This window comes from Paucilactobacillus nenjiangensis, assembly GCF_005405445.1.
Classification (GTDB): Bacteria; Bacillota; Bacilli; order Lactobacillales; family Lactobacillaceae; genus Paucilactobacillus; species Paucilactobacillus nenjiangensis.
This window is the reverse complement of record NZ_BJEB01000018.1, coordinates 1-19,380: the sequence shown is the minus strand read 5'-3', so window position 1 is coordinate 19,380 and position 19,380 is coordinate 1. Positions and strand designations below refer to the sequence as shown.

Genomic DNA, 19,380 nt, shown 5'->3' with positions numbered 1-19,380 from the left:
GTTAATAATTGCATAATAAAAATGAATACCCTTACAATGCATAATATACTCTTTTGTTCAGCGAATTTAAAGGAAATATCCATAGTTCTTCCGATTTATTTCTTTTCAATTGATAAAAGTTGACATATGTCAACAACTTGTCAATTAATTATATACAAAAAGCCGGCCTATAAACTATAAACCGGCTTGTTCATTTTATAACATGACAACTATTTTTCCTAAATTTTGGCTATTTTCTAAATATTTATGTGCTTGACTGATTCCTGAAAGGGTAAATATTTTTTCAGGTGATAAATTAAGTGGATGTAATTGAATAAAGTCCAACATTTGCTGAATCTTATACTGACTAACATCCCCAGAATAAAAGCCAGTTAGGTATCGATTGTTTGGAATGTCAGTAATTGGGTCAAATCTATCTAACGTCCATTGGCCACCCAACTGACCAGTTGAACTAACAATGCCAAACTCGACTAGATGTTTTAAAGAGTCCCGTAATGTTAGTGGACCGATTAAATCAACAATTTTATCGAATTTCCCTATATTTGCCGGTAAATCATTACTAGTCACGATTACTTCATTAAAACCAACCTCTTGTAACAATTGAACTTTAGCTTCCGATCTAATTGTTCCAACAATTTGTACGTCGTAATCAATTGATTTGATTAGCCGCATCACCGCAATACCCACCACCACTACTTGCACCACGGATTAGCACTCGTTCATTGGGACGGACTTGTAAACTCCTAAAAATACCAAACGCAGTGTAATATGTTTCTGGGATTGCAGCCAGGGTGGGCCAATCTAGAGATGTTTGCACCGGATAAATTTGATGATTGGGTAATAAAACGTATTCCGCATAGCCGCCATCAAATGCCCGACCCATTTCTCCCATAATAGAAATCACTTTTTGACCTACTTGTAAGTTATCATCCGTAGATTCTGCAACTTCACCGACTACTTCAATCCCCAAAATTCGCGGAAATTGGACATCTGGCGATTGACCTTGCCGAGTAAATATTTCCGAGTGATTAATGCCAAAACCTTTAACTTTGATTAATGACCACCCGGGCTTCACTGTAGGTGTCGGAACATCCGTGTATTCCAAAACTTCCGGACCACCTGGATGCCGCACAACAATTGCTTTCATCTGGCTACCTCCTAATTATTTTTCAATCAAATTATGCTTGAGTAAATATTCTTTGGCAACAATAGAGGCTTTTCGATGTTTAACCGAAACTTGATAATTCATTTCTTGCATGTCTTTAGTGGTGATTTTGCCGGCTAACTTATTCAAACTTTTGACAACTTTAGGATTTTTCTTGGCAAAACTAGCTTTCATTAACGGCGCACCTTGATATGGTGGGAAGAAAGATTGATCGTCTTTGAGGGTTGTCAATGCGTACTGTCTTAATTGTGGATCAGTAGTATACGCATCAGTCACATCAATTTTATTATCCGCTAACGCTTCGTATCTTAATGAAGGTTCCATTGTTTTAACTGAGGCAAATTCAATCCCATACGTCATTTTTAAACCGGGATAGCCGTCTGCCTGTTGATAAAAGTCGGGATCAAACGCGGCGTTAAAATTAGACGATAATTTTTGTAAATCACTGAGCGTTTTTAAATTGTACTTCTTTGCATCGGCTGTTCGGATGGCCAGTGCATAATCATTTTCATACTTCATTGGCTTCAAATAAGTCATATCGAATTGTTGTTTCAATAACTGTTTTGCTTCTTGATAGGATTTTTGAGGATTGTGACTGACGCTATCCGAAGTTTTGACAAGTGATTGCATGACTGTCCCGGTAAATTCAGGATAGATATCAATTTTGCCACTTTTTAAGGCTTTAAATAGGAAACTAGTGCCACCGAAGTTTGATTTCAACTGAACTTTGACATTAGGATTGTCTTCTTCAATTAAATCTTTGTACATATTAATCAGTACTTCGGGCTCACCACCCATTTTCCCCGCAATGGTAATCGTCTGAGTACGTTGGGCGATTAACTTGCTGCCCACTGTGTAACCACCAAATAAAATCAATAAGGTTGCGACTCCGATAACAATCCTTTTTAATGAAACCTTGCCCAACAATTTGATAAGCCCATTAGCGAGTAGAGCTAAAATCGCTGATAAGACTGCACCCACGACTAATGCATTATCATTATTGGTTTGGATACCGACTAAAATATAGGTCCCTAAACCACCACCGCCAATCAAGGCTGCTAAGGTGGTTGTCCCAATAATCAATACGACCGCAATTCGAATGCCGGACACAATCATCGGTAATGCTAAAGGTAATTGCACTCGGAATAATTTGAATCGTTTTGACACACCAAACGCATCGGCTGCTTCAATTAAAATTGGATCAATATTAGTCAATCCCGAGTAGCTATTTTGAAAAATGGGCATAATAGCATACAAGACTAGTGCAATAATTGCTGGTAAGGTCCCAATTCCCACGAATGGAATTAATAACCCTAAAATTGCTAAACTCGGAATTGTTTGAATCACCCCTGCGACTTGTGAAACAAATTCCCCACCTTTGGGATGGTCAATCATAATAATTGCTAATGGCACGGCGATGATAATCGCAATAATTGCAGCAATCGCAGAGATATAAATATGCTGGCCCAGTGCAGCAATGATTTCGCCGCTATTTTTTTGTAAATATTCAATCATCTAATTACACCTACTCTCAAAGTAGCCATGTAATTAACTAAATCTTCTGGTTGCAAAATAATCTGATCAACGACGATGAGTTGATTTGGACGATCATGAATTTCTCGTGACCAATCGAAGATAGTTTGGTCATCACCCATCGGAATTGCCGTTTCGTCAGTTTGTTGCACGCCAAAGCCTGCATCGATTACTTGCTGTAAAAAGATTTCTACTGAGGTATCGTTATCAAAAAAGTCTTTCACGAATTGGTTTGCAGGATGGGACAAAATATCTTGGGGCTTACCAACTTGCTGCAATTCGCCTTGATAAAGGACGGCTAATCGATCAGCCAATTTCAAAGCTTCTTGCATATCATGAGTCACAAACACGAAAGTCGTTTTGATTTCGCGATGTAATTCAAAGACTAATTCCTGTAGTTGCGCTCGCGAAATTGGATCAAGGGCGCTAAAGGGTTCATCCATTAACACCACGTTGGGTTGTCCAGCTAATGCCCGCACAATTCCCACCCGTTGTGCTTCTCCACCTGATAATTCACTTGGCATCCGCGACAAAAAAGTTTCAGGATCCAGGCCAACGCGGACCATCAATTCACATATTCGGTCGTGTTTACGAGTTTCATTCCAACCAAGTAAGTCCAATTGAATCGATACATTCTGTTCCACCGTCATATTAGGAAACAAAGCTCCTGCTTGTAATACATACCCGATGTTATGCCGTAACTGACGAATATTACTATTTTTTATGTCTTCATCAGCGATTCGAATCTCACCTGTGGTTGGAGTATTTAAACCATTAATCATTTTTAATAACGTGGTTTTCCCACTCCCAGAAGGGCCCACTAAGACAAATAATTCACCCTCATCAATATTAAGATTTAGATTATTTAGCGCTAATCCTTGCTCATATTCTTTGCTCACATTTTTAAATTCAATCATTTAAACTACCTATTACTTTCGATAATTTTGATACAGAAAATCTTTCATTGTGCTAGGTTGATGGCCAGTGATTTTTTCAAAGTCATTGGACACTTCCGACAGCAAGCCCTTTGCTCCGCCTGCATACATCGATGACAATTCCGAACCGTCACCATCTGATTCATAAATGTCGGCAAACTCTTGTAATGTCACCGGCTGATAACCAATTGGTTTACCCGTAACCTCACTCATAATGGCGGCTAATTCTATCATAGTATAAGCTTTTTTCTGACTGAGTAAATACGTTTCGCCATGATTTCTCAATTGTGGTTTCACTGCCAAATTGGCGAACGCCTCCGCACTCTCTTCCAGACTAATAAAAGCCATTTTCTGATTACCCACCGGATAAATCACATTCTGACGTTCGATGAGCTCCGGCAAATATGGCACCAACGGATCTGCATACAAGCTATTTTTCGCCACCGTATATTTCAAACTTGAGGCAGCTAAAGCACGCGGAGCAAAGCCGTAGTACGGCGACATTACAAATGGATTGTTTTCTTGGTCCGCAAAGAAGCTCATAAATACAATTTCATCGACATGTGCTAATTTCATTGCTTGCAGTGTGTTTTGTAATTCAGTCACTCGTTGAACGACATCATAAGTCTTGCTTGGTACATACACCAATACATCCACGCCAATCAAAGCCTGCGTCATACTGGCTACATTTAAATAATCAGCTGGCCGCACGGCAATTCCCTGCTCCACTAATACTTGTGCCTTAGCTGGTGTATGCACTAATGCAATCAATTCAGCGGGTTCGGCTAATTTCAACATTTGTTCTATAATTTGACCACCTAAATTACCGGTAGCACCTGTAATTGCGTATTTCATTATTAAAAACCTCGCTTTTCCTTAATAATCGCTCTTATCTTATCGGCAAAAATCACACTAAGCAATCAAAAGTTAAAGAAAGTAGCTTTTTTGATGAAATTAAAGTAAAATAATTGTAACTACAAAAGTTACAGAGGATATTACAAATGAGATTATCAACTAAATTTAGTGACGCGCTCCATTTACTTGTTTTCATCAACGTCTTTAGTGACATCAAAATTACCAGTGATTTAATCGCCATCAGCATCAAAACCTCACCGGTCGTCGTTAGACGCTTAATCGGTTCACTACGGGATGCCGGGATTATTATTAATGACCCTAATAACCATCAACCAATTTTTGCTAAAGAACCATCTGAAATCACCATGTTTGATGTTTATTTAGCAACTGAAGGTCATACAGCACTATTTGAAATCGATCACGATACAAACGCAGAATGTACCGTTGGTGGTAACATCCAAGAAGTCTTAAATGGCTTTTACACTAACGCAGAAGCGGCGGCCTACAAAGAACTCAACCGGATTAGCATGCAAGAAGTCATCGATCAAATTTTAATCGCCGACAAATTAAAAAAAGCACGAGCCGCACAATAGTTTCACGTGAAACACAGTTAAATAATAGCTAATCTGGAATTGTGAGCAAACTACTCGCACTTTGTTCCAAAAAGTTATATTATTTTCTGACAAACTTTAAATCCATTTAAAAAGGAGCGTTACGCATGTTCGATATTATTTCTTACGCACGAAAATTTTCTAAATTTACATTCGCAGAAAAACAATTTAATAACATTGACGGCGTAATTTTTTCCCAGCTTCCTTATTTAAATTACAAAAGTCTTTCTGGCCCAACCAGTTTGGCAAATATGACTATTGCTGAAATTGATCAGTTTTCACATCATACCTGGAATGCTAAGAAAAACTACCAACTGTTAAATATTATGAAAAACAGCCTTCGTTATCGTGATGTTAAATTTTTAGACTTTACTAATAAATTTAGCTACGGCAAGGAGCAGAATTTTTCTGCGGTTAGTATGCAAATTAATGCTGACCACTACTTCGTTGGTTACCGTGGCACCGAGTCTAACTTCGTTGATTGGAAAGAAGATATGAATCTTTCTTTTATGAAGGAAATCCCTTCTCGGTTGGAAGCAACCCATTATCTGAAAGATTTTATGAATTCAGTTTCTGGAAAAGTCATCATTGGTGGCCACTCCAAAGGCGGTGATCTAGCAACCTTTGCCTTTAAACACATTCCTGAATCCCTACAAGCAAGAATCACCCACGCATACAGTATTGATGGCCCAACCTCCATCAAAACAAAACACACCAGCATTCAAGACCGCATCACCAAATTGGTGCCACAAACTTCGTTAATCGGTATCATTATGGATCGGTCTAAAAAGTTTCAAGTCGTTAGAAGCACTGCCGATATGATGGAACAACACAACCCATTTACTTGGAGTGTTGTGGATGGCGACTTTGAGTACTTACCTCAAACTGATAAGTTTTCTAAAATTGTGCAAGATTCATTAATGACTTGGCAAAAAGAACTATCACCCGGGATGAAAAAAACGTTTGTTAATTCTCTCTTCCGAGCCATCGATAAGACTGGTCACACATCCGTAAATGAATTTGCTAAGCATTGGAAACAAAACGTGATTGCGATTACGCGCACTGCTGCCAGTCAGCCTGCAGAAACTCGTAAAGTTTGGCGTAACGTTTCAGGCAAATTAATTAAATGTTTCATCACTTCAACCGGAAAACATGCTTTCCGATAAAAAAAGTTCGCTGCGAAGCGAACTTTTTTAGACTGCTAATTTAGTTTTATTTAATAATAATGAGCTTCCGACTACCGAAATGGAACTCAGAGCCATCCCTAAACCAGCCAATTCGGGACTTAATGTTAATCCTAATCCCACAAAGATTCCGGCAGCAATTGGAATTCCAATTGCGTTGTAAATAAAGGCCCAGAAAAGATTTAATTTGATACGATTAAATGTCTTCTTACTTAATTCCAGTGCATTGACTACATCCATTAAATCATTTTTAACCAACACAATATCACCAGATTCAATTGCAACATCAGTCCCAGAACCCATTGCAATACCAACGTTTGCAGTAGCTAGCGCTGGGGCATCATTAATTCCATCGCCGACAAACGCCACTGATTCATGCTGTTGTAAGTGTTCAACTTCATTGGCTTTATCTTTTGGCAAGACATTAGCAATCACCGTATCGATACCAACTTGGTTAGCAATCGCGCCGGCGACCAACTCATTATCACCAGTCAACATCACTGTTTTTAGTCCACGCTGATGCAAGGCGGCCATCGCTGCTTTGGCGGTTTCTTTAGGCATATCTTGAATAGCAATCAGACCAATTATATTATGATTTTGACCAACAGCTACAACGGTCTTTGCTTCGTTTTGTAATCTAATCATGTCAGCTTCAAAATCATTAGTTGCTGCTAACTTTGGTGAACCAACAAACACATCTTGTCCATTAATCTTGCCTTGGACACCACGACCTTCAATTGATTGAAAATCAGTCACCGTGTACTGTGAATTTTGATTGTCATCTAAGATAGCTCTTGCTAACGGATGTTCTGACGATGCTTCTAAAGCTGTCGCAATCTCCATTACTTGTTTAGCATCCCCAACAACATCGGTCACTTTTGGTGCACCTTCAGTAATTGTCCCGGTTTTATCAAAGACGACAGTCGTAATCTGTTTGACAGCTTCCAAAACTTCACCATTTTTAATTAAAATGCCTAATTTAGCACTGCGACCAGTCCCAACCATCAATGCAGTTGGTGTAGCAATTCCAAGGGCACATGGACAAGCAATAATGATCACCGAAACGGCAAACAGCATTGCATTCACGACACTGCTTCCTAAGAAGCCGTACCAAATCGCAAACGTTAAAATCGAGAGAATCATGACCACCGGTACAAAGACGTTCGCAATTTGATCAACTGTTTTTTGAATTGGTGCATGACTACTTTGAGCTTTTTTAACCAATTCCACAATTTGTGCCAACATGGTATCATCGCCAACTTTGGTAACTTTAAACGTAAACGTACCGTCGATATTGAGGGTTGAACCAATAACGTGATCATCCACACTTTTGCTAACAGGCATACTTTCACCAGTTACCATGGCTTCATTGATTGAAGATTTTCCTGAAGTAATGACCCCGTCCAAAGCAACTTTTTGACCTGGTTTTACCCGAATTTCATCATTTAGTTGAACCTCATCAATTGGAACTTGAATATAATTGCCATCACGCAAGACTTCAGCTTCTTTAGCTTGCAGATTAACCAACTTTTCAACTGCGCTAGACGCCGAATTACGCATCCGTTCTTCAAACACTTGACCTAACAGAACAAAAGTCACCACAAATGCGGCACTTTCAAAGAATACTGCCCGTCCTGTTAATAACGCAAAGATACTATATACATATGTTACAAGGGTTCCTACCGCTACCAAAGTATCCATATTAGCATGATGATTTTTAAAAGATGCCCATGCACTTTCGATAAATTGTCGCGCTGAAATGGCCATGACAATCGTCGTCAGAACAAACATAATCCAGGCATCACCGTGTAACATCAACCCAAACGGCTTGGCAATCATCATAATTAGCATTGGTAACGAGGCGACCAAAGAAACGATAAATCGATTCTTGATACTCATTATTTAACAACTACCTTTCCATGGAACATATCCATCCCACATGCAAATTGATATTCACCTGCTTTAGAAGTATCAATGTCGATAGTATGATCCTCATTTTGTGGTAAAAACTCTTTAATTTGAAACTCAGGAAAAACGACTTGTTCTAAACAGCTAGATGGGTCTTTACGATTAAAGGTTAACTGTGCCGGTACGCCTTGCTTCAACACAATCGTACTAGGCTTATACCCGCCATCAACTGAGACACTCGCTTATTGTGATCCATTAGCAACTTTAGCTTCAACTTTATCTTTATTTCCAAAAAAATTCATTTTCATTATTTAACAACTACCTTTCCGTGAAACATATTCATTCCACATGCAAATTCATATTCTCCAGCTTTAGACGTGTCAATCTCAACCGTATGATCTTGATTTTGTGGCAAAAAATCGTTAATGCCAAAATTAGGAAAAACCACTTTTTCTAAACAACTAGAAGCATCCTTACGATTAAACGTTAGTTTAGCAGGTACGCCTTGTTTTAATACAATCGTACTTGGATTATAACCACCATTAACAATTACCGATGCACTTTGTTTCCCGTTTGCTATTGTTGCCTCTACGCCGATCACTTTTCGCTTACCAAAGAACCACCAGGTAATCAATCCAATTAAAATGACTGATAATATTACTACGATTATTCTTGCCATCATGCCTCACCCACTTTCATTATTTTGTACATTGATTGCAGCTCGTACCTTCAACTGGTATACAGTCACATTCCACCATTTCCGGTGCCGTAGTTAACTTGTCAGCTAACACTGTTTGCATATTTTCAATATCTGATTTAGTTAAGGTGAGATTGCTGAGCAATTCAGTAATCACAGCCCCTTTTTTCATATTACATAGTGAATCAAACAGATCATCAACTGTTTCGTTCATAGCTGTCTGTTCAGGTACGGTGGCATGATAAATGAAATTGCGACCATCTTTAGTTGTGGTTAACATTTCCTTTTTGACTAACCGACTCAACAATGTTTTTATCGTCGACTCTGTCCAATCACGTTTCCGTTGAATAATTTCAATCACTTCTCGACTTCCGGCCTTGCCGAGCGTCCAAATTATTCTCATCAATTCCCACTCTGCGGTAGTCATTTTATCTACGTGTACATCTGGCATTTTATGGTTTCCTTTCTGTTTACACTTGTAATCTATAAATACATCTTAACTTCTACGGTTACATTTGTCAACATAAACATTTAATTACTTAAAGTCCATCATATCAAGTAATATTAAGATATTTATCAAAACAATATTTTTTATGAGATACCAAAATATTAATGAAAGTCCACGTTTATCTCTGGCATAGTATTGTTAATATTTGGTTTACACTTGTCATTTTTAGTGCAAAAAAGAGCTAATCTTGACGATCAGCTCTAATTTCATTGTTATTAAAATATATTTTGAATTACTTTGCTTCAATATATCCTTGTGACGTTAGTAGCTCTGCACATAAGACTGCACCACCAGCGGCACCACGTAATGTATTGTGTGATAAGCCAACAAATTTCCAATCGAAAATCTTGTCAGTCCGCAAACGCCCAACCGAAACGCCCATGCCATGTTCGAAATTGACATCATAACGAACTTGAGGACGGAAATCATCGGTCATGTATTGAATGAATTGTTTTGGAGCGCTTGGTAACCCAAGTTCTTGTGGCACACCACTATAGCTTTCTAATGCCTCAATCAAATCTTCTTTTGAAGGATTTTGTTTGAAATTAACGAATGCAGCAGCTGTATGACCATAAAGTACAGGCACACGTAATGTCTGACTAGTAATCACAGTTGATTCTGCAGGCACAATTTCTTTCTTATCATCATCGACATGGCCCCAGATTTTTAGTGGTTCCATTTCTGATTTTTCTTCTTCTCCAGGAATGTAAGGAATTACGTTGCCCATGATTTCAGGTGCATCCTCTAAGGTTTTACCCGCACCAGAAATGGCTTGGTAAGTTGTAGCTACAACCTGTGTAGGTTCAAACTTTTGCCAGGCCGTGAGCGCTGGCGTGTAACTTTGAATTGAACAATTTGGTTTAACCGCAATAAAGCCTCGCTTGGTACCTAAACGTTCACGTTGATATTTAATAACTTCCGCATGTTCTGGATTAATTTCAGGAATAATCATTGGCACATCTGGCGTCCAACGATGGGCACTATTATTTGAAACTACTGGAGTTTCTGTCTTCGCATATTCTTCTTCAATTTTGCGGATTTCATCTTTAGACATGTCTACCGCTGAAAAGACAAAATCAACCTGTGATGTAACAGCTTCAATATCTGCCGCATCTAACAAAACTAAATTTTTAACGTTTTCAGGAATTGGTTCATCTAACTTCCAACGACCAGAAACTGCCTCTTCATATGTTTTGCCTGCACTATGTGGGCTCGCTGCCACTACCGCAACCTCAAACCATGGATGATCTGCTAAAAGTGTGACGAAACGTTGACCGACCATCCCCGTTGCACCAATCACACCAACTTTTAATTTCGTGTCCATATGAAAACCTCTCTCTTTTACAATTTTGTTAATTGTATATGCAATTGTTTTCTAAGTCAAGCTTTGAGACCACTTAACTTTAACCAATTTTTAATTGCACTTTAATTTGTTTGTACATGCCTGTCAAACTAATGTTTCACATGAAACACTTTTATTTATCTGCGCTTATCCTTTTAGGCCCTTAGATTGTCGCACCATATCTTCAACAACAATATCAAAAATCTCACCTAACGTTGCGCAATATTCGAGAATTTGCCATGGATAATTGGTATGAAAATGAACCTTCCTGAGTTCTGCATCCCCGACCAATACCAAACTATCGCCTTCAAACTTACTTAAAATGGCATCATGTAATTGATCCTCATCTAACTTGCTTCCTTCAATCAACAATTGTGTATCATATCTAAATTCAATCATTATTTTTCCTCCCAAGATTAATGAGTATTATTTCACTTCATTAAAATAACGCAAATCGATTTAAAAACAAACCAATTTGCGTTATGAAATTATTGATGTTTAGCGCTTCCCATATGCAATTATTTTTCGTAAATTTTCAATTAACACAATTGGGATAGGTAACACAATTAAGTAGAGCCATGCTTGCCACTGCAAGGTAGTGGTGCCAAACACTTCACGGAGAGGGGCTACATACATCAACATTAATAAAATGAGAATCTCCACTAAAATACCAAAATTAATTTTATGGTTACTGAAGACTCCTAATTTGAAAACTGAGGCTTTTTGGCTGCGACTATTCATCACACTCGCTATTTGACTGAAGATGATTGCTGCTAACGTCATCGTTGTGGCTTCAGCATAAACTGGCCCAGCTGCGGCCAAACTAACATCTGGCCAACCATGTAAATGATTAATCCAGAAGTATCCGCCAATTGAGACTGCCGCACCAATCATTCCGTACCAACCAAAGGCACGCCATAATACATTTTTGCTCATCAGATGATCTTTTGGATTACGCGGTGCTTTGTTCATAATCCCGGGCTCTGGCTTTTCAGAACCTAATCCTAGCGCAGGTAACATATCTGTACCAATATCGATGGTCAAAATCTGCATCACAGTTAATGGTAATGGAATTAGACCTCGACTCAGCAAAAATAGCACTGATGGCATTGCCTCGCCGACGTTACTTGTCAGGATGTATAGCAAGAACTTTTGAATATTGCTATAGACGGCACGGCCTTCTTCAATAGCGGAAACAATCGAGACAAAATTATCATCAGTCAAAATCATGTCAGCGGCATCTTTCGCCACATCAGTCCCTGTGACTCCCATTGCCACTCCGATATCCGCCTTTTTAAGTGCTGGGGCGTCATTAACTCCATCACCGGTAGAAGCAACCACTTCACCCATAGTTTGCAAGGTAGAGACAATCCGAAATTTGTGTTCCGGCGCTACCCGCGCAAAAATTACCTCTTGTTTAACGGCAACCTTCAACTCTTCATTGCTCATGGCATCTAGTTCATCACCAGTAATAACTCGAACCCCATCACCAACAATTCCAATTGTTTGTCCGATGCTTTTGGCAGTTAACGCACTGTCTCCAGTCACCATGATGATTCGAATTTGAGCAGTTTTACATTTTTTAATTGCATCAAACACTTCAGGACGCGGTGGATCCATCATTACCGCTTGTCCCACATAAATCAATTTAGCTTCGGCTTGGGCCATCTGTAAATTATCAATATCTTCGGTCACTTCACGATAAGCCATAGCTAAACTGCGCAAACCTTGCGCAGCATACTTTTTCTCAGCATCCTTAGCAGTCACTCTGTCACTGTCTTGAATAGGCCGTATCGTATCTCCATCTAAAACAAAATCACATTGTCCAATGACTTCATCGAGGCCACCTTTAGTAAAGATTTCTTTTTTGGAATCAATTTGGTTAATCGTCGACATTCTCTTACGGCTAGAATCAAACGTATATTCCTTCAGGCGCCGATATTGATGACTCAATTCATCCGCACTAATACCCGCTTTTTTCGCCAACACAATCAGTGCTGCTTCGGTAGGGGTACCCAAAATTTTCCCAACAGATTTGTCATCGGTCTGTACTCGAGTGTCGTTATCTAAAGCTGAGATTTGAAGGAGCTTATTTAACTGGGGATGGGCTGTTAAATCTACATCTGCACCATTAAATTTAACTTTCCCATTATTGACGTATCCACGACCCGTCACTTCAAATTCCCGGTTAGGTAAAATGATATTGGTCACGGTCATTTGATTTTGAGTTAACGTCCCCGTTTTATCTGAACAAATAACGGTCGTTTCACCTAGGGTTTCCACACTGTTCAAGTTTTTAACTAATGCATGACGTTTCGCCATTCGTTGTACACCTTGAGCTAACGACAACGTCACCGTTGGTAATAATCCTTCTGGGATAAAGGCCACAATCATCCCTAAGGCAAAAATAAATGATTTCGCCACTGGATAGTGCACAATGGTCACGGCTAAAATGAAAAACAAAATCCCAATCGCAATCGCAATCATGGATAATTGCTTAGTCAGCCGATCTAGTTCTTGTTGTAAAGGGGTAACTTCTTCTTTCGAATTTTCCGTCAGTTCAGCAATTTGTCCAAATTCAGTTTGCATTCCTGTTCGAAAGGCGACTGCTGTGGCGGTTCCAGCTCCAACGGTTGTGCCCGCGTAAATCAAATTACTTTCAGAATACTTACCTTCTCCCGGGATGAATGTTACTTGTTTATCTTCAGGGACCGTTTCTCCTGTTAATGAAGATTGATCAACTTCCAATGACGTGGCAGTTATTAACCGAGCGTCGGCTGATACACTGTCACCGGCTTGTAAATTAAAGACATCCCCCGGAACTAAATCGCGAGCTTCTAGTTTAATCAATTTGTCATCGCGATAAACGTGGACATAAGTCGGTAACATTTTTTTCAGCGCAGAAGTGGCTCGTTGTGCAGACCGTTCCTGCCAAAAACTAAAGCCACCATTAATAATATTAACTGCCCAAATCGCAAGACCCAGTTCGGTCATCCCCGCTAAAATAGCGATAATACCACCAACCCACAATAAAATTGCCATCAACGAAATAAAGTTTTTCATCAACATTTTAAATTGTGATTCACCGACCGCTTGTTGAATTTCATTCGGACCAGTTTGTTCCAACCTGGCCGCAGCTTCCGCTGATGAAATCCCTCGAGTCGTCGTATTTAAATCATCAATTAATGCATTGATGGTGTCTTGCGACGCTGATTTTAAATCAATTTTATGTTTAAACATACCGATCGCCTACCTTACTCACTAATATTTGGGACTAATCGCTCGAAGAATTTGTTGTTCAATTTGTGACAAATCCCTGGGTTCATTGGCTTGCATTTGAGCCATCAAAACTTCTGTTTGGAAGAAATAAGCAAATAACTGACCGACAATGGTACGGCCAATGTCGAGTAATGCTAAATCATCATAAATTTCACCCCGCTGCTGCAATTCTGTTATTTGTTGACCTAAGGTGGCAGCAATCCCTTTTTCTGCTTTTTGGTCATCGTCAGTCCCGATAATGACATTCGCAACTTTAGGAATTAACTCTTTGTCAGTTAGCAGCTCCGTCAATAATATCTTCACAATTTCAGCATTTTGACTGATAAATTCAAATCGATCATAAACAATGAAATGAATGAGCTTTTGAACATCCGTTTGATGTTGTAAATTGCCGAAAAATTCATCTCGATAAACCGGAAAAAGTTGTTCTACAATTGGTGACACGATTGCAATCAGTAAATCCTTTTTGGTTTTAAAATATTTGAAAATTGTAGCCTGGCTGACCCCCGCCTCATTAGCGATTTGAGAAGTTGAGGTGCCATCAAACCCATTTTCAGCAAACAATTCGATTCCCGTTAACAACACCTTACGCCGACCTTTTGGCATATCCTGTTTAGCCAGCATTTCTTGATAATTTACATAAATTTCAGCAGTCATTTTTTCACCTTTTATCTGTACCTTAATTTTAATCGTTTACTCTCCAAGTTACCAATCAGAACTAAATTTTTTATTATTTTTCAATCTACGTTAGGCCTTACGATAACGTTTCATACCCACAATATTCAGTGTAGTGAGCACGATAATAAAAATCAATAAGACTCCAATATCTAACCCTAAATTAAAGATTGAATTACCATGCAAAATAATCTGCGATTGAGCATCTCCTGCATATTTAATTGGCAAAATATATGCGATTGATTGCACCCATGTCGCCATTGAGTCTAACGGGATAATCCCTGAGAAAAAGATTTGTGGCATAACAATGATTGGAATAAATTGCATCATTTGGAATTCTGAACGGGCAAACGTTGACATTAAAATCCCAAACGCTAACGCGACAAAAGCCAAAATAATATTGACAAACATCACACTGAAAATATTGCCCACTACTTCAATATCCAATAACCAAACTGCCACCACCACAATAATGGCGGTCTGTATGATTGCCAAAATACCATAACTCAGCATATAACCAAACACAATTTCTGAACGTTTGACTGGTGTGGCAAGCAATCGATCTAACGTACCCGTTGAACGTTCCTTAAGTAACGCCATTCCGGGAATTAAGAAGACAAAGAAAAAAACAAAGAATCCAATTAACAGCGGAATAATTTTAGCAAAAAAGCCAGTATCTGCATCACCGTAATTATAATGATTGTGCACCTGCATGGTTGCACCGTTGGCAGTTTGAACCCTGGCCCCACTTTGTTTTGCCAATAAAGCAATTGTCGATTTCATTTGAGTAATGCTGTTGGTTGTCACAGCATTTTTAAAGGCCATTTTAGTCGCCGTTGTTTTGCTCGAGTCAGTATTAGCGTAAGTGATATCGTACGTTGAACCATTCTGTTTAACAATTGCGTCAACCTTTTCGTCTTTCAACGCTGCTTTAGCACTTTTCAATGAAGTATAATCTTTGGCACTGACATGTTTGGCATCATTTAATTCAGTACGAATTCCGCCATCCAAATCAACCGTCGCAATCGTCACATTGGTCGTGGAATTTGTATCAAACATTAATTTCAGCATAAATAAAATTAAAATCGGTGCTAAGAACATCAAGGCCAATGTTCGCTTATCACGTAGTAATTCTTTAATCACACGATTCATAATGGCTAGTGTACGCATTATAATTCCCCCTCTGCTTTCAAAAAGGCATCTTCAATGGATGACACTTGATATTGTTCTTTCAGTTGAGAAGGCGTATCAAATGCAATCACCTTACCACCTAATAGCAGTGTCACTTGATCAACTTGTTCTGCTTCAGACATCACATGCGTGGTAATTAAAATGGAACGCCCTTGTTCCCGGATAGCTTTCAATTCAGTCCAAACTTTGCGTCGTAAGGCTGGGTCGATTCCGACTGTTGGTTCATCCAGAACTAATAGTTCAGGTTTTCCTAATAACGCAATGGCCAATGATAACCGACGCTGCATCCCACCCGAGTACCCACTAACACGCTTTTTTATGTCATCTTGTAAATCAACGACCTGTGTGACGTGTTCAATCTCGGTCTGAACATTCGCTTTGGAAATACCCTTCATTTGGGCGAAAAATTTCAAATTTTCATAGCCGGATAACGAATCGTACAAGGCATCTGACTGAGCCATATAGCCAATTTGTCCTAATAATTGACGGTTAGGCATGGTCTTACCTAATACCTCGGCGTTACCACCATCACTGACTTCCATCCCCAAAGCAATCTTAATAACCGTCGATTTTCCTGATCCAGAGGGACCAATCAGTCCGACAATTTGTCCAGATTCAACATTAAAATTAACATCTTTTAAAACCGTTTGATTACCAAATTTTTTTACTAAATGCGTTAACGAAATTGCAGTATCCATGATTTCAACCCCTATCATTTTTGATAAGTGAGTAATCACTCACCTAATTTAGTTAAAATATAACGTAATTATTTTTATCCGTCAAGACATAACAAAAAACGACCAGCTAATTTAAAGTTGGTCGTTTCTTAGGAGTAGGACATAGCTGAATTTCAGCTACGGTTTTCAATACTTTGGGAGGAGTAATTGAAAAGAGGTTTATTTGGTATGTAAATACTATAACGCCCGACTATGAATTAAATATGAACTATTCCATATAAAAAATAGAAGTAATAATTAAAAAATTGAAGTGATAATCATTAGTCAAAATCACCAAAGATTATTCGAACCGTACATATTTATCAATAAACATTGACACTGTGTCACTTTATGATACGCTCATTTTATTGACACCGTGTCACTTTTTCAAAAAAGGAGCTTGTATTCATGACATTACCAACTTTTGATCACCTATCTGCCGACAAAAAAACACGTATTCAAACAGCACTTTTAAGCGAGTTTAGCCAATATCCGTTGGCTGATGCACAAGTCGCTCGCATCGTTTCACAAGCAGAAATTGCCCGTGGAGCATTTTATAAATATTTTACTGACCTAACTGATGCTTACACATATCTTTTTGGAATTGCTATGCGCGATATCCATGCCGGATTACCTAGATTAGATTCAGATGGTCCTGTTGAAACCAAAGCTTATATCGCTGCCACTCGGACCTTTTTACTAGGAGTCAAAGACTCAAAATATAAACAATTAATTTACATGCATTTTAGTCATAACGAAAACGTATTTGGTGTGCAAGCCAGTCGTATTATTAGTGGTACTAATGGCGCCAATCACTGGGCCGCTGAGGTATTATCCCACCAAACACTTCGTGACGTATTGCTAGACCCTGAGCAAGCAGCTGTTCGACTCACTCAATTAGAAGATGCTCTGAATAAATTATAAAGGAAGTCCTTCATATGTATTTAGCACTCAAAGAAATTCGCAAAGAAAAACTACGATCTGGCATGATTATTGCCATGATTGTCTTGATTAGCTACTTAATTTTTATTTTAACTAGTCTTGCATTAGGTTTGGCTCGTGAAAATACTGATGCCATTGATTCTTGGGGTGTGCAAAATGTAACCCTCAACGCTAATGCGAATGTGGACATGCGTCAATCGTTGATTACTAAAAATCAAGCCGGTACTTTATCGGACAAAGAAGCCTATGTTGGTCAAGCCTCCGTTGTTGCCAAAGCCAGTAGTCATGAAAGAATTTCTAGTGTTTTTATTGGCCTTGATAGCGACCAATTTGTGGCTAAAACGATTAAATTAACTACAGGTCACTCACCTCAAAATAATCATCAAGTTGTGGTTGATACTGCCTTTCAAGATGCAGGCTACGAGCTAGGCGACACCTTTAAGTTAAATTCCAACAGTACTAAATACACAATCGTTGGCTTTACGAAAAATGCCAAGATGAATGTCGCACCTGTGATTTATGGCAACTTGAGCGCTTGGACAACTTTAAAAGAATTAAGCCCTGGAACGATTGCTAGCGCAGTAGTGTCTAAAGATATCCATTATCGAGCTTCCAACACTGCCCTCAAGACATACACCACATCGACTTGTATTAATAAAATGCCAGGATATTCTGCATAAAATCTAACTTTCGGCCTGATGATTGCCTTTTTAATGGGTATTTCACTGATTGTAATTGCAGTCTTCCTGTATATATTAACCATACAAAAGCTTCCCAACTATGCAGTACTACGTGCACAAGGAATTCCAAACAAAGTCCTCGTAGGTGCGACTGTTTCTCAATCCTTATTATTAGTTTTATCCGGTTTGATTATTAGTACCCTACTTACAATCGCAACCGCAGTCACAATGCCATCAGCAGTTCCAATAGCCTTTGATATTCCAATTTTGGTCGTCGTTGGCGTCGGGTTAATGATTATGGCTCTTATTGGCGGACTCATTCCGGTTCGTTCCGTCTTACGCGTTGATCCTATTTCAGTCATTGGAGGTTAGTCACTATGTCAGTCTTATCACTTCAACATGTTAATCAATTTTTCGGCACCGATTCAGCTCGGGTGCAAGTATTAAATGATGTTAGCTTTGATGCTGAACCCGGAACTCTGAGTTTAATTGTGGGCCCATCCGGATCAGGCAAAAGTACTTTTTTAACCATTGCCGGTGGGCTTTTGACCCCCACGTCCGGTGAAGTCCTTTTCGATGGTACTAGCTATCACGATACTTCTAAACATGATCGCGACCGTTTACGGTTGGAATCAATTGGATTCGTCTTGCAAGCTTATCACCTATTGCCCACTTGACGGTTGCGGACCAATTTACAGTAGATAAAGTAAAAAAATCCGGTAACCTTAGTCATGAAGATTTAGGCATATTATTAGAACAACTCGGCATCCAAGACTTTACCCATAAATTCCCGGCAGAATTGTCTGGTGGCCAGCAGCAACGCGTTGCTATTGCCCGGGCACTGTATCCCAATCCCAAAATCATTTTAGCCGATGAGCCAACCGCGGCACTTGATACTGAACGCGTCAAAATTGTCGGTGCCTTATTTCGTCAATTAGCTCATGAACGTAATAAAGCAATCGTGGTGGTGACTCATGATGTACGATTAGATGAATTTGCAGATCAAATTTATGAAATTCGTGATGGTATCCTAACTAAAAATTCCACAGGTACCTTTGCCTAGTATCTTGTTAACAAACAAAAGTGGCTGGGAAAAAACTAATTCCAGACTATAAAAAATAAAGGGACTTTGGAAAAACACTCCAAAGTCCCTTTAACT

15 protein-coding genes and 4 pseudogenes are annotated in these 19,380 nt (G+C 39.0%); 5 read left to right on the top strand and 14 right to left on the bottom strand.

Annotation, left to right across the window (positions count from 1 at the left end; translation table 11 throughout):
* Positions 1-195 precede the first annotated feature (195 nt).
* The 4 genes and pseudogenes from FFM59_RS04165 to FFM59_RS04150 all read right to left on the bottom strand — a co-directional run bounded on the left by FFM59_RS04165 (position 196) and on the right by FFM59_RS04150 (position 4,488).
* Positions 196-1,147 (bottom strand): annotated as a pseudogene (locus FFM59_RS04165) (zinc-binding alcohol dehydrogenase family protein).
* A gap of 15 nt (positions 1,148-1,162) precedes the next feature.
* Entirely contained in the window at positions 1,163-2,680 is a 1,518-nt protein-coding gene (locus tag FFM59_RS04160; protein WP_137601789.1) for an ABC transporter permease/substrate-binding protein, read from the bottom strand.
* Positions 2,677-3,615 (bottom strand): ATP-binding cassette domain-containing protein, encoded by a 939-nt coding sequence (locus tag FFM59_RS04155; protein WP_137601788.1) that lies wholly within the window; start codon positions 3,613-3,615, stop codon positions 2,677-2,679. Before FFM59_RS04155 ends, FFM59_RS04160 begins: the two co-directional genes overlap by 4 nt.
* Positions 3,616-3,627: 12 nt before the next feature.
* A complete protein-coding gene (locus tag FFM59_RS04150; protein WP_137601787.1) occupies positions 3,628-4,488 on the bottom strand; it encodes an SDR family oxidoreductase in 861 nt (286 codons plus the stop codon).
* 146 nt (positions 4,489-4,634) lie between these two features.
* On the opposite strand from FFM59_RS04150, the gene FFM59_RS04145 reads away from it, so the two are divergent.
* Both FFM59_RS04145 and FFM59_RS04140 read left to right on the top strand, forming a co-directional pair.
* On the top strand, positions 4,635-5,081 hold the full coding sequence (locus FFM59_RS04145) for an Rrf2 family transcriptional regulator (protein ID WP_137601786.1): 447 nt from the start codon (positions 4,635-4,637) through the stop codon (positions 5,079-5,081).
* Between the two features lie 125 nt (positions 5,082-5,206).
* A complete protein-coding gene (locus tag FFM59_RS04140; RefSeq protein WP_137601785.1) occupies positions 5,207-6,265 on the top strand; it encodes an Mbeg1-like protein in 1,059 nt (352 codons plus the stop codon).
* A 27-nt stretch (positions 6,266-6,292) separates the two neighbouring features.
* Here the strand turns inward: FFM59_RS04140 and FFM59_RS04135 are convergent, their stop codons facing one another.
* From FFM59_RS04135 to FFM59_RS04090, 10 genes and pseudogenes are all read right to left on the bottom strand, one after another.
* On the bottom strand, positions 6,293-8,182 hold the full coding sequence (locus tag FFM59_RS04135) for a copper-translocating P-type ATPase (protein ID WP_137601784.1): 1,890 nt from the start codon (positions 8,180-8,182) through the stop codon (positions 6,293-6,295).
* Positions 8,182-8,427, bottom strand: a pseudogene (locus tag FFM59_RS04130) (cupredoxin domain-containing protein); the annotation flags it as partial. The pseudogene FFM59_RS04130 and the gene FFM59_RS04135, both read right to left, overlap by 1 nt.
* 71 nt (positions 8,428-8,498) lie before the next feature.
* Positions 8,499-8,870 carry a cupredoxin domain-containing protein gene (locus FFM59_RS04125; protein ID WP_137601804.1) on the bottom strand — a complete coding sequence of 124 codons (372 nt, stop codon included), beginning with the start codon at positions 8,868-8,870 and terminating at the stop codon, positions 8,499-8,501.
* Positions 8,871-8,889: 19 nt separating this feature from the next.
* Positions 8,890-9,339: a CopY/TcrY family copper transport repressor gene (locus FFM59_RS04120; RefSeq protein WP_137601782.1), complete on the bottom strand. Its 450-nt coding sequence runs from the start codon at positions 9,337-9,339 to the stop codon at positions 8,890-8,892.
* Between the two features lie 289 nt (positions 9,340-9,628).
* On the bottom strand, positions 9,629-10,720 hold the full coding sequence (asd, locus tag FFM59_RS04115) for an aspartate-semialdehyde dehydrogenase (protein WP_137601781.1): 1,092 nt from the start codon (positions 10,718-10,720) through the stop codon (positions 9,629-9,631).
* A gap of 165 nt (positions 10,721-10,885) precedes the next feature.
* Positions 10,886-11,137, bottom strand: a complete 252-nt coding sequence (locus FFM59_RS04110; protein WP_137601780.1) for a fatty acid kinase subunit FakA-related protein — start codon at positions 11,135-11,137, stop codon at positions 10,886-10,888.
* Positions 11,138-11,236: 99 nt separating this feature from the next.
* The gene (locus FFM59_RS04105) at positions 11,237-13,978 is read right to left on the bottom strand and encodes a cation-translocating P-type ATPase (RefSeq protein ID WP_137601779.1); all 2,742 of its coding nucleotides are present in this window, start codon (positions 13,976-13,978) and stop codon (positions 11,237-11,239) included.
* 21 nt (positions 13,979-13,999) lie between these two features.
* On the bottom strand, positions 14,000-14,674 hold the full coding sequence (locus tag FFM59_RS04100; RefSeq protein WP_137601778.1) for a TetR/AcrR family transcriptional regulator: 675 nt from the start codon (positions 14,672-14,674) through the stop codon (positions 14,000-14,002).
* Between the two features lie 90 nt (positions 14,675-14,764).
* Entirely contained in the window at positions 14,765-15,862 is a 1,098-nt protein-coding gene (locus tag FFM59_RS04095) for an ABC transporter permease (RefSeq protein WP_137601777.1), read from the bottom strand.
* Positions 15,862-16,581 (bottom strand): ABC transporter ATP-binding protein, encoded by a 720-nt coding sequence (locus tag FFM59_RS04090; RefSeq protein ID WP_137601776.1) that lies wholly within the window; start codon positions 16,579-16,581, stop codon positions 15,862-15,864. Before FFM59_RS04090 ends, FFM59_RS04095 begins: the two co-directional genes overlap by 1 nt.
* Before the next feature lie 426 nt (positions 16,582-17,007).
* On the opposite strand from FFM59_RS04090, the gene FFM59_RS04085 reads away from it, so the two are divergent.
* The 3 genes and pseudogenes from FFM59_RS04085 to FFM59_RS10135 all read left to right on the top strand — a co-directional run bounded on the left by FFM59_RS04085 (position 17,008) and on the right by FFM59_RS10135 (position 19,284).
* A complete protein-coding gene (locus FFM59_RS04085; protein ID WP_137601775.1) occupies positions 17,008-17,523 on the top strand; it encodes a TetR/AcrR family transcriptional regulator in 516 nt (171 codons plus the stop codon).
* 14 nt (positions 17,524-17,537) lie between these two features.
* Positions 17,538-18,593: pseudogene (locus FFM59_RS04080) on the top strand (ABC transporter permease).
* 5 nt (positions 18,594-18,598) lie between these two features.
* Positions 18,599-19,284, top strand: a pseudogene (locus tag FFM59_RS10135) (ABC transporter ATP-binding protein).
* The last annotated feature ends 96 nt before the right edge of the window (positions 19,285-19,380 follow it).

Excerpts from the sequence above, each read along its gene's own strand:
- FFM59_RS04160 (WP_137601789.1), bottom strand. The coding sequence starts at position 2,680 with ATGATTGAATATTTACAAAAAAATAGCGGCGAAATCATTGCTGCACTG.
- FFM59_RS04155 (WP_137601788.1), bottom strand. The coding sequence starts at position 3,615 with ATGATTGAATTTAAAAATGTGAGCAAAGAATATGAGCAAGGATTAGCG.
- FFM59_RS04150 (WP_137601787.1), bottom strand. The coding sequence starts at position 4,488 with ATGAAATACGCAATTACAGGTGCTACCGGTAATTTAGGTGGTCAAATT.
- FFM59_RS04145 (WP_137601786.1), top strand. The coding sequence starts at position 4,635 with ATGAGATTATCAACTAAATTTAGTGACGCGCTCCATTTACTTGTTTTC.
- FFM59_RS04140 (WP_137601785.1), top strand. The coding sequence starts at position 5,207 with ATGTTCGATATTATTTCTTACGCACGAAAATTTTCTAAATTTACATTC.
- FFM59_RS04135 (WP_137601784.1), bottom strand. The coding sequence starts at position 8,182 with ATGAGTATCAAGAATCGATTTATCGTTTCTTTGGTCGCCTCGTTACCA.
- FFM59_RS04125 (WP_137601804.1), bottom strand. The coding sequence starts at position 8,870 with ATGGCAAGAATAATCGTAGTAATATTATCAGTCATTTTAATTGGATTG.
- FFM59_RS04120 (WP_137601782.1), bottom strand. The coding sequence starts at position 9,339 with ATGCCAGATGTACACGTAGATAAAATGACTACCGCAGAGTGGGAATTG.
- asd (WP_137601781.1), bottom strand. The coding sequence starts at position 10,720 with ATGGACACGAAATTAAAAGTTGGTGTGATTGGTGCAACGGGGATGGTC.
- FFM59_RS04110 (WP_137601780.1), bottom strand. The coding sequence starts at position 11,137 with ATGATTGAATTTAGATATGATACACAATTGTTGATTGAAGGAAGCAAG.
- FFM59_RS04105 (WP_137601779.1), bottom strand. The coding sequence starts at position 13,978 with ATGTTTAAACATAAAATTGATTTAAAATCAGCGTCGCAAGACACCATC.
- FFM59_RS04100 (WP_137601778.1), bottom strand. The coding sequence starts at position 14,674 with ATGACTGCTGAAATTTATGTAAATTATCAAGAAATGCTGGCTAAACAG.
- FFM59_RS04095 (WP_137601777.1), bottom strand. The coding sequence starts at position 15,862 with ATGCGTACACTAGCCATTATGAATCGTGTGATTAAAGAATTACTACGT.
- FFM59_RS04090 (WP_137601776.1), bottom strand. The coding sequence starts at position 16,581 with ATGGATACTGCAATTTCGTTAACGCATTTAGTAAAAAAATTTGGTAAT.
- FFM59_RS04085 (WP_137601775.1), top strand. The coding sequence starts at position 17,008 with ATGACATTACCAACTTTTGATCACCTATCTGCCGACAAAAAAACACGT.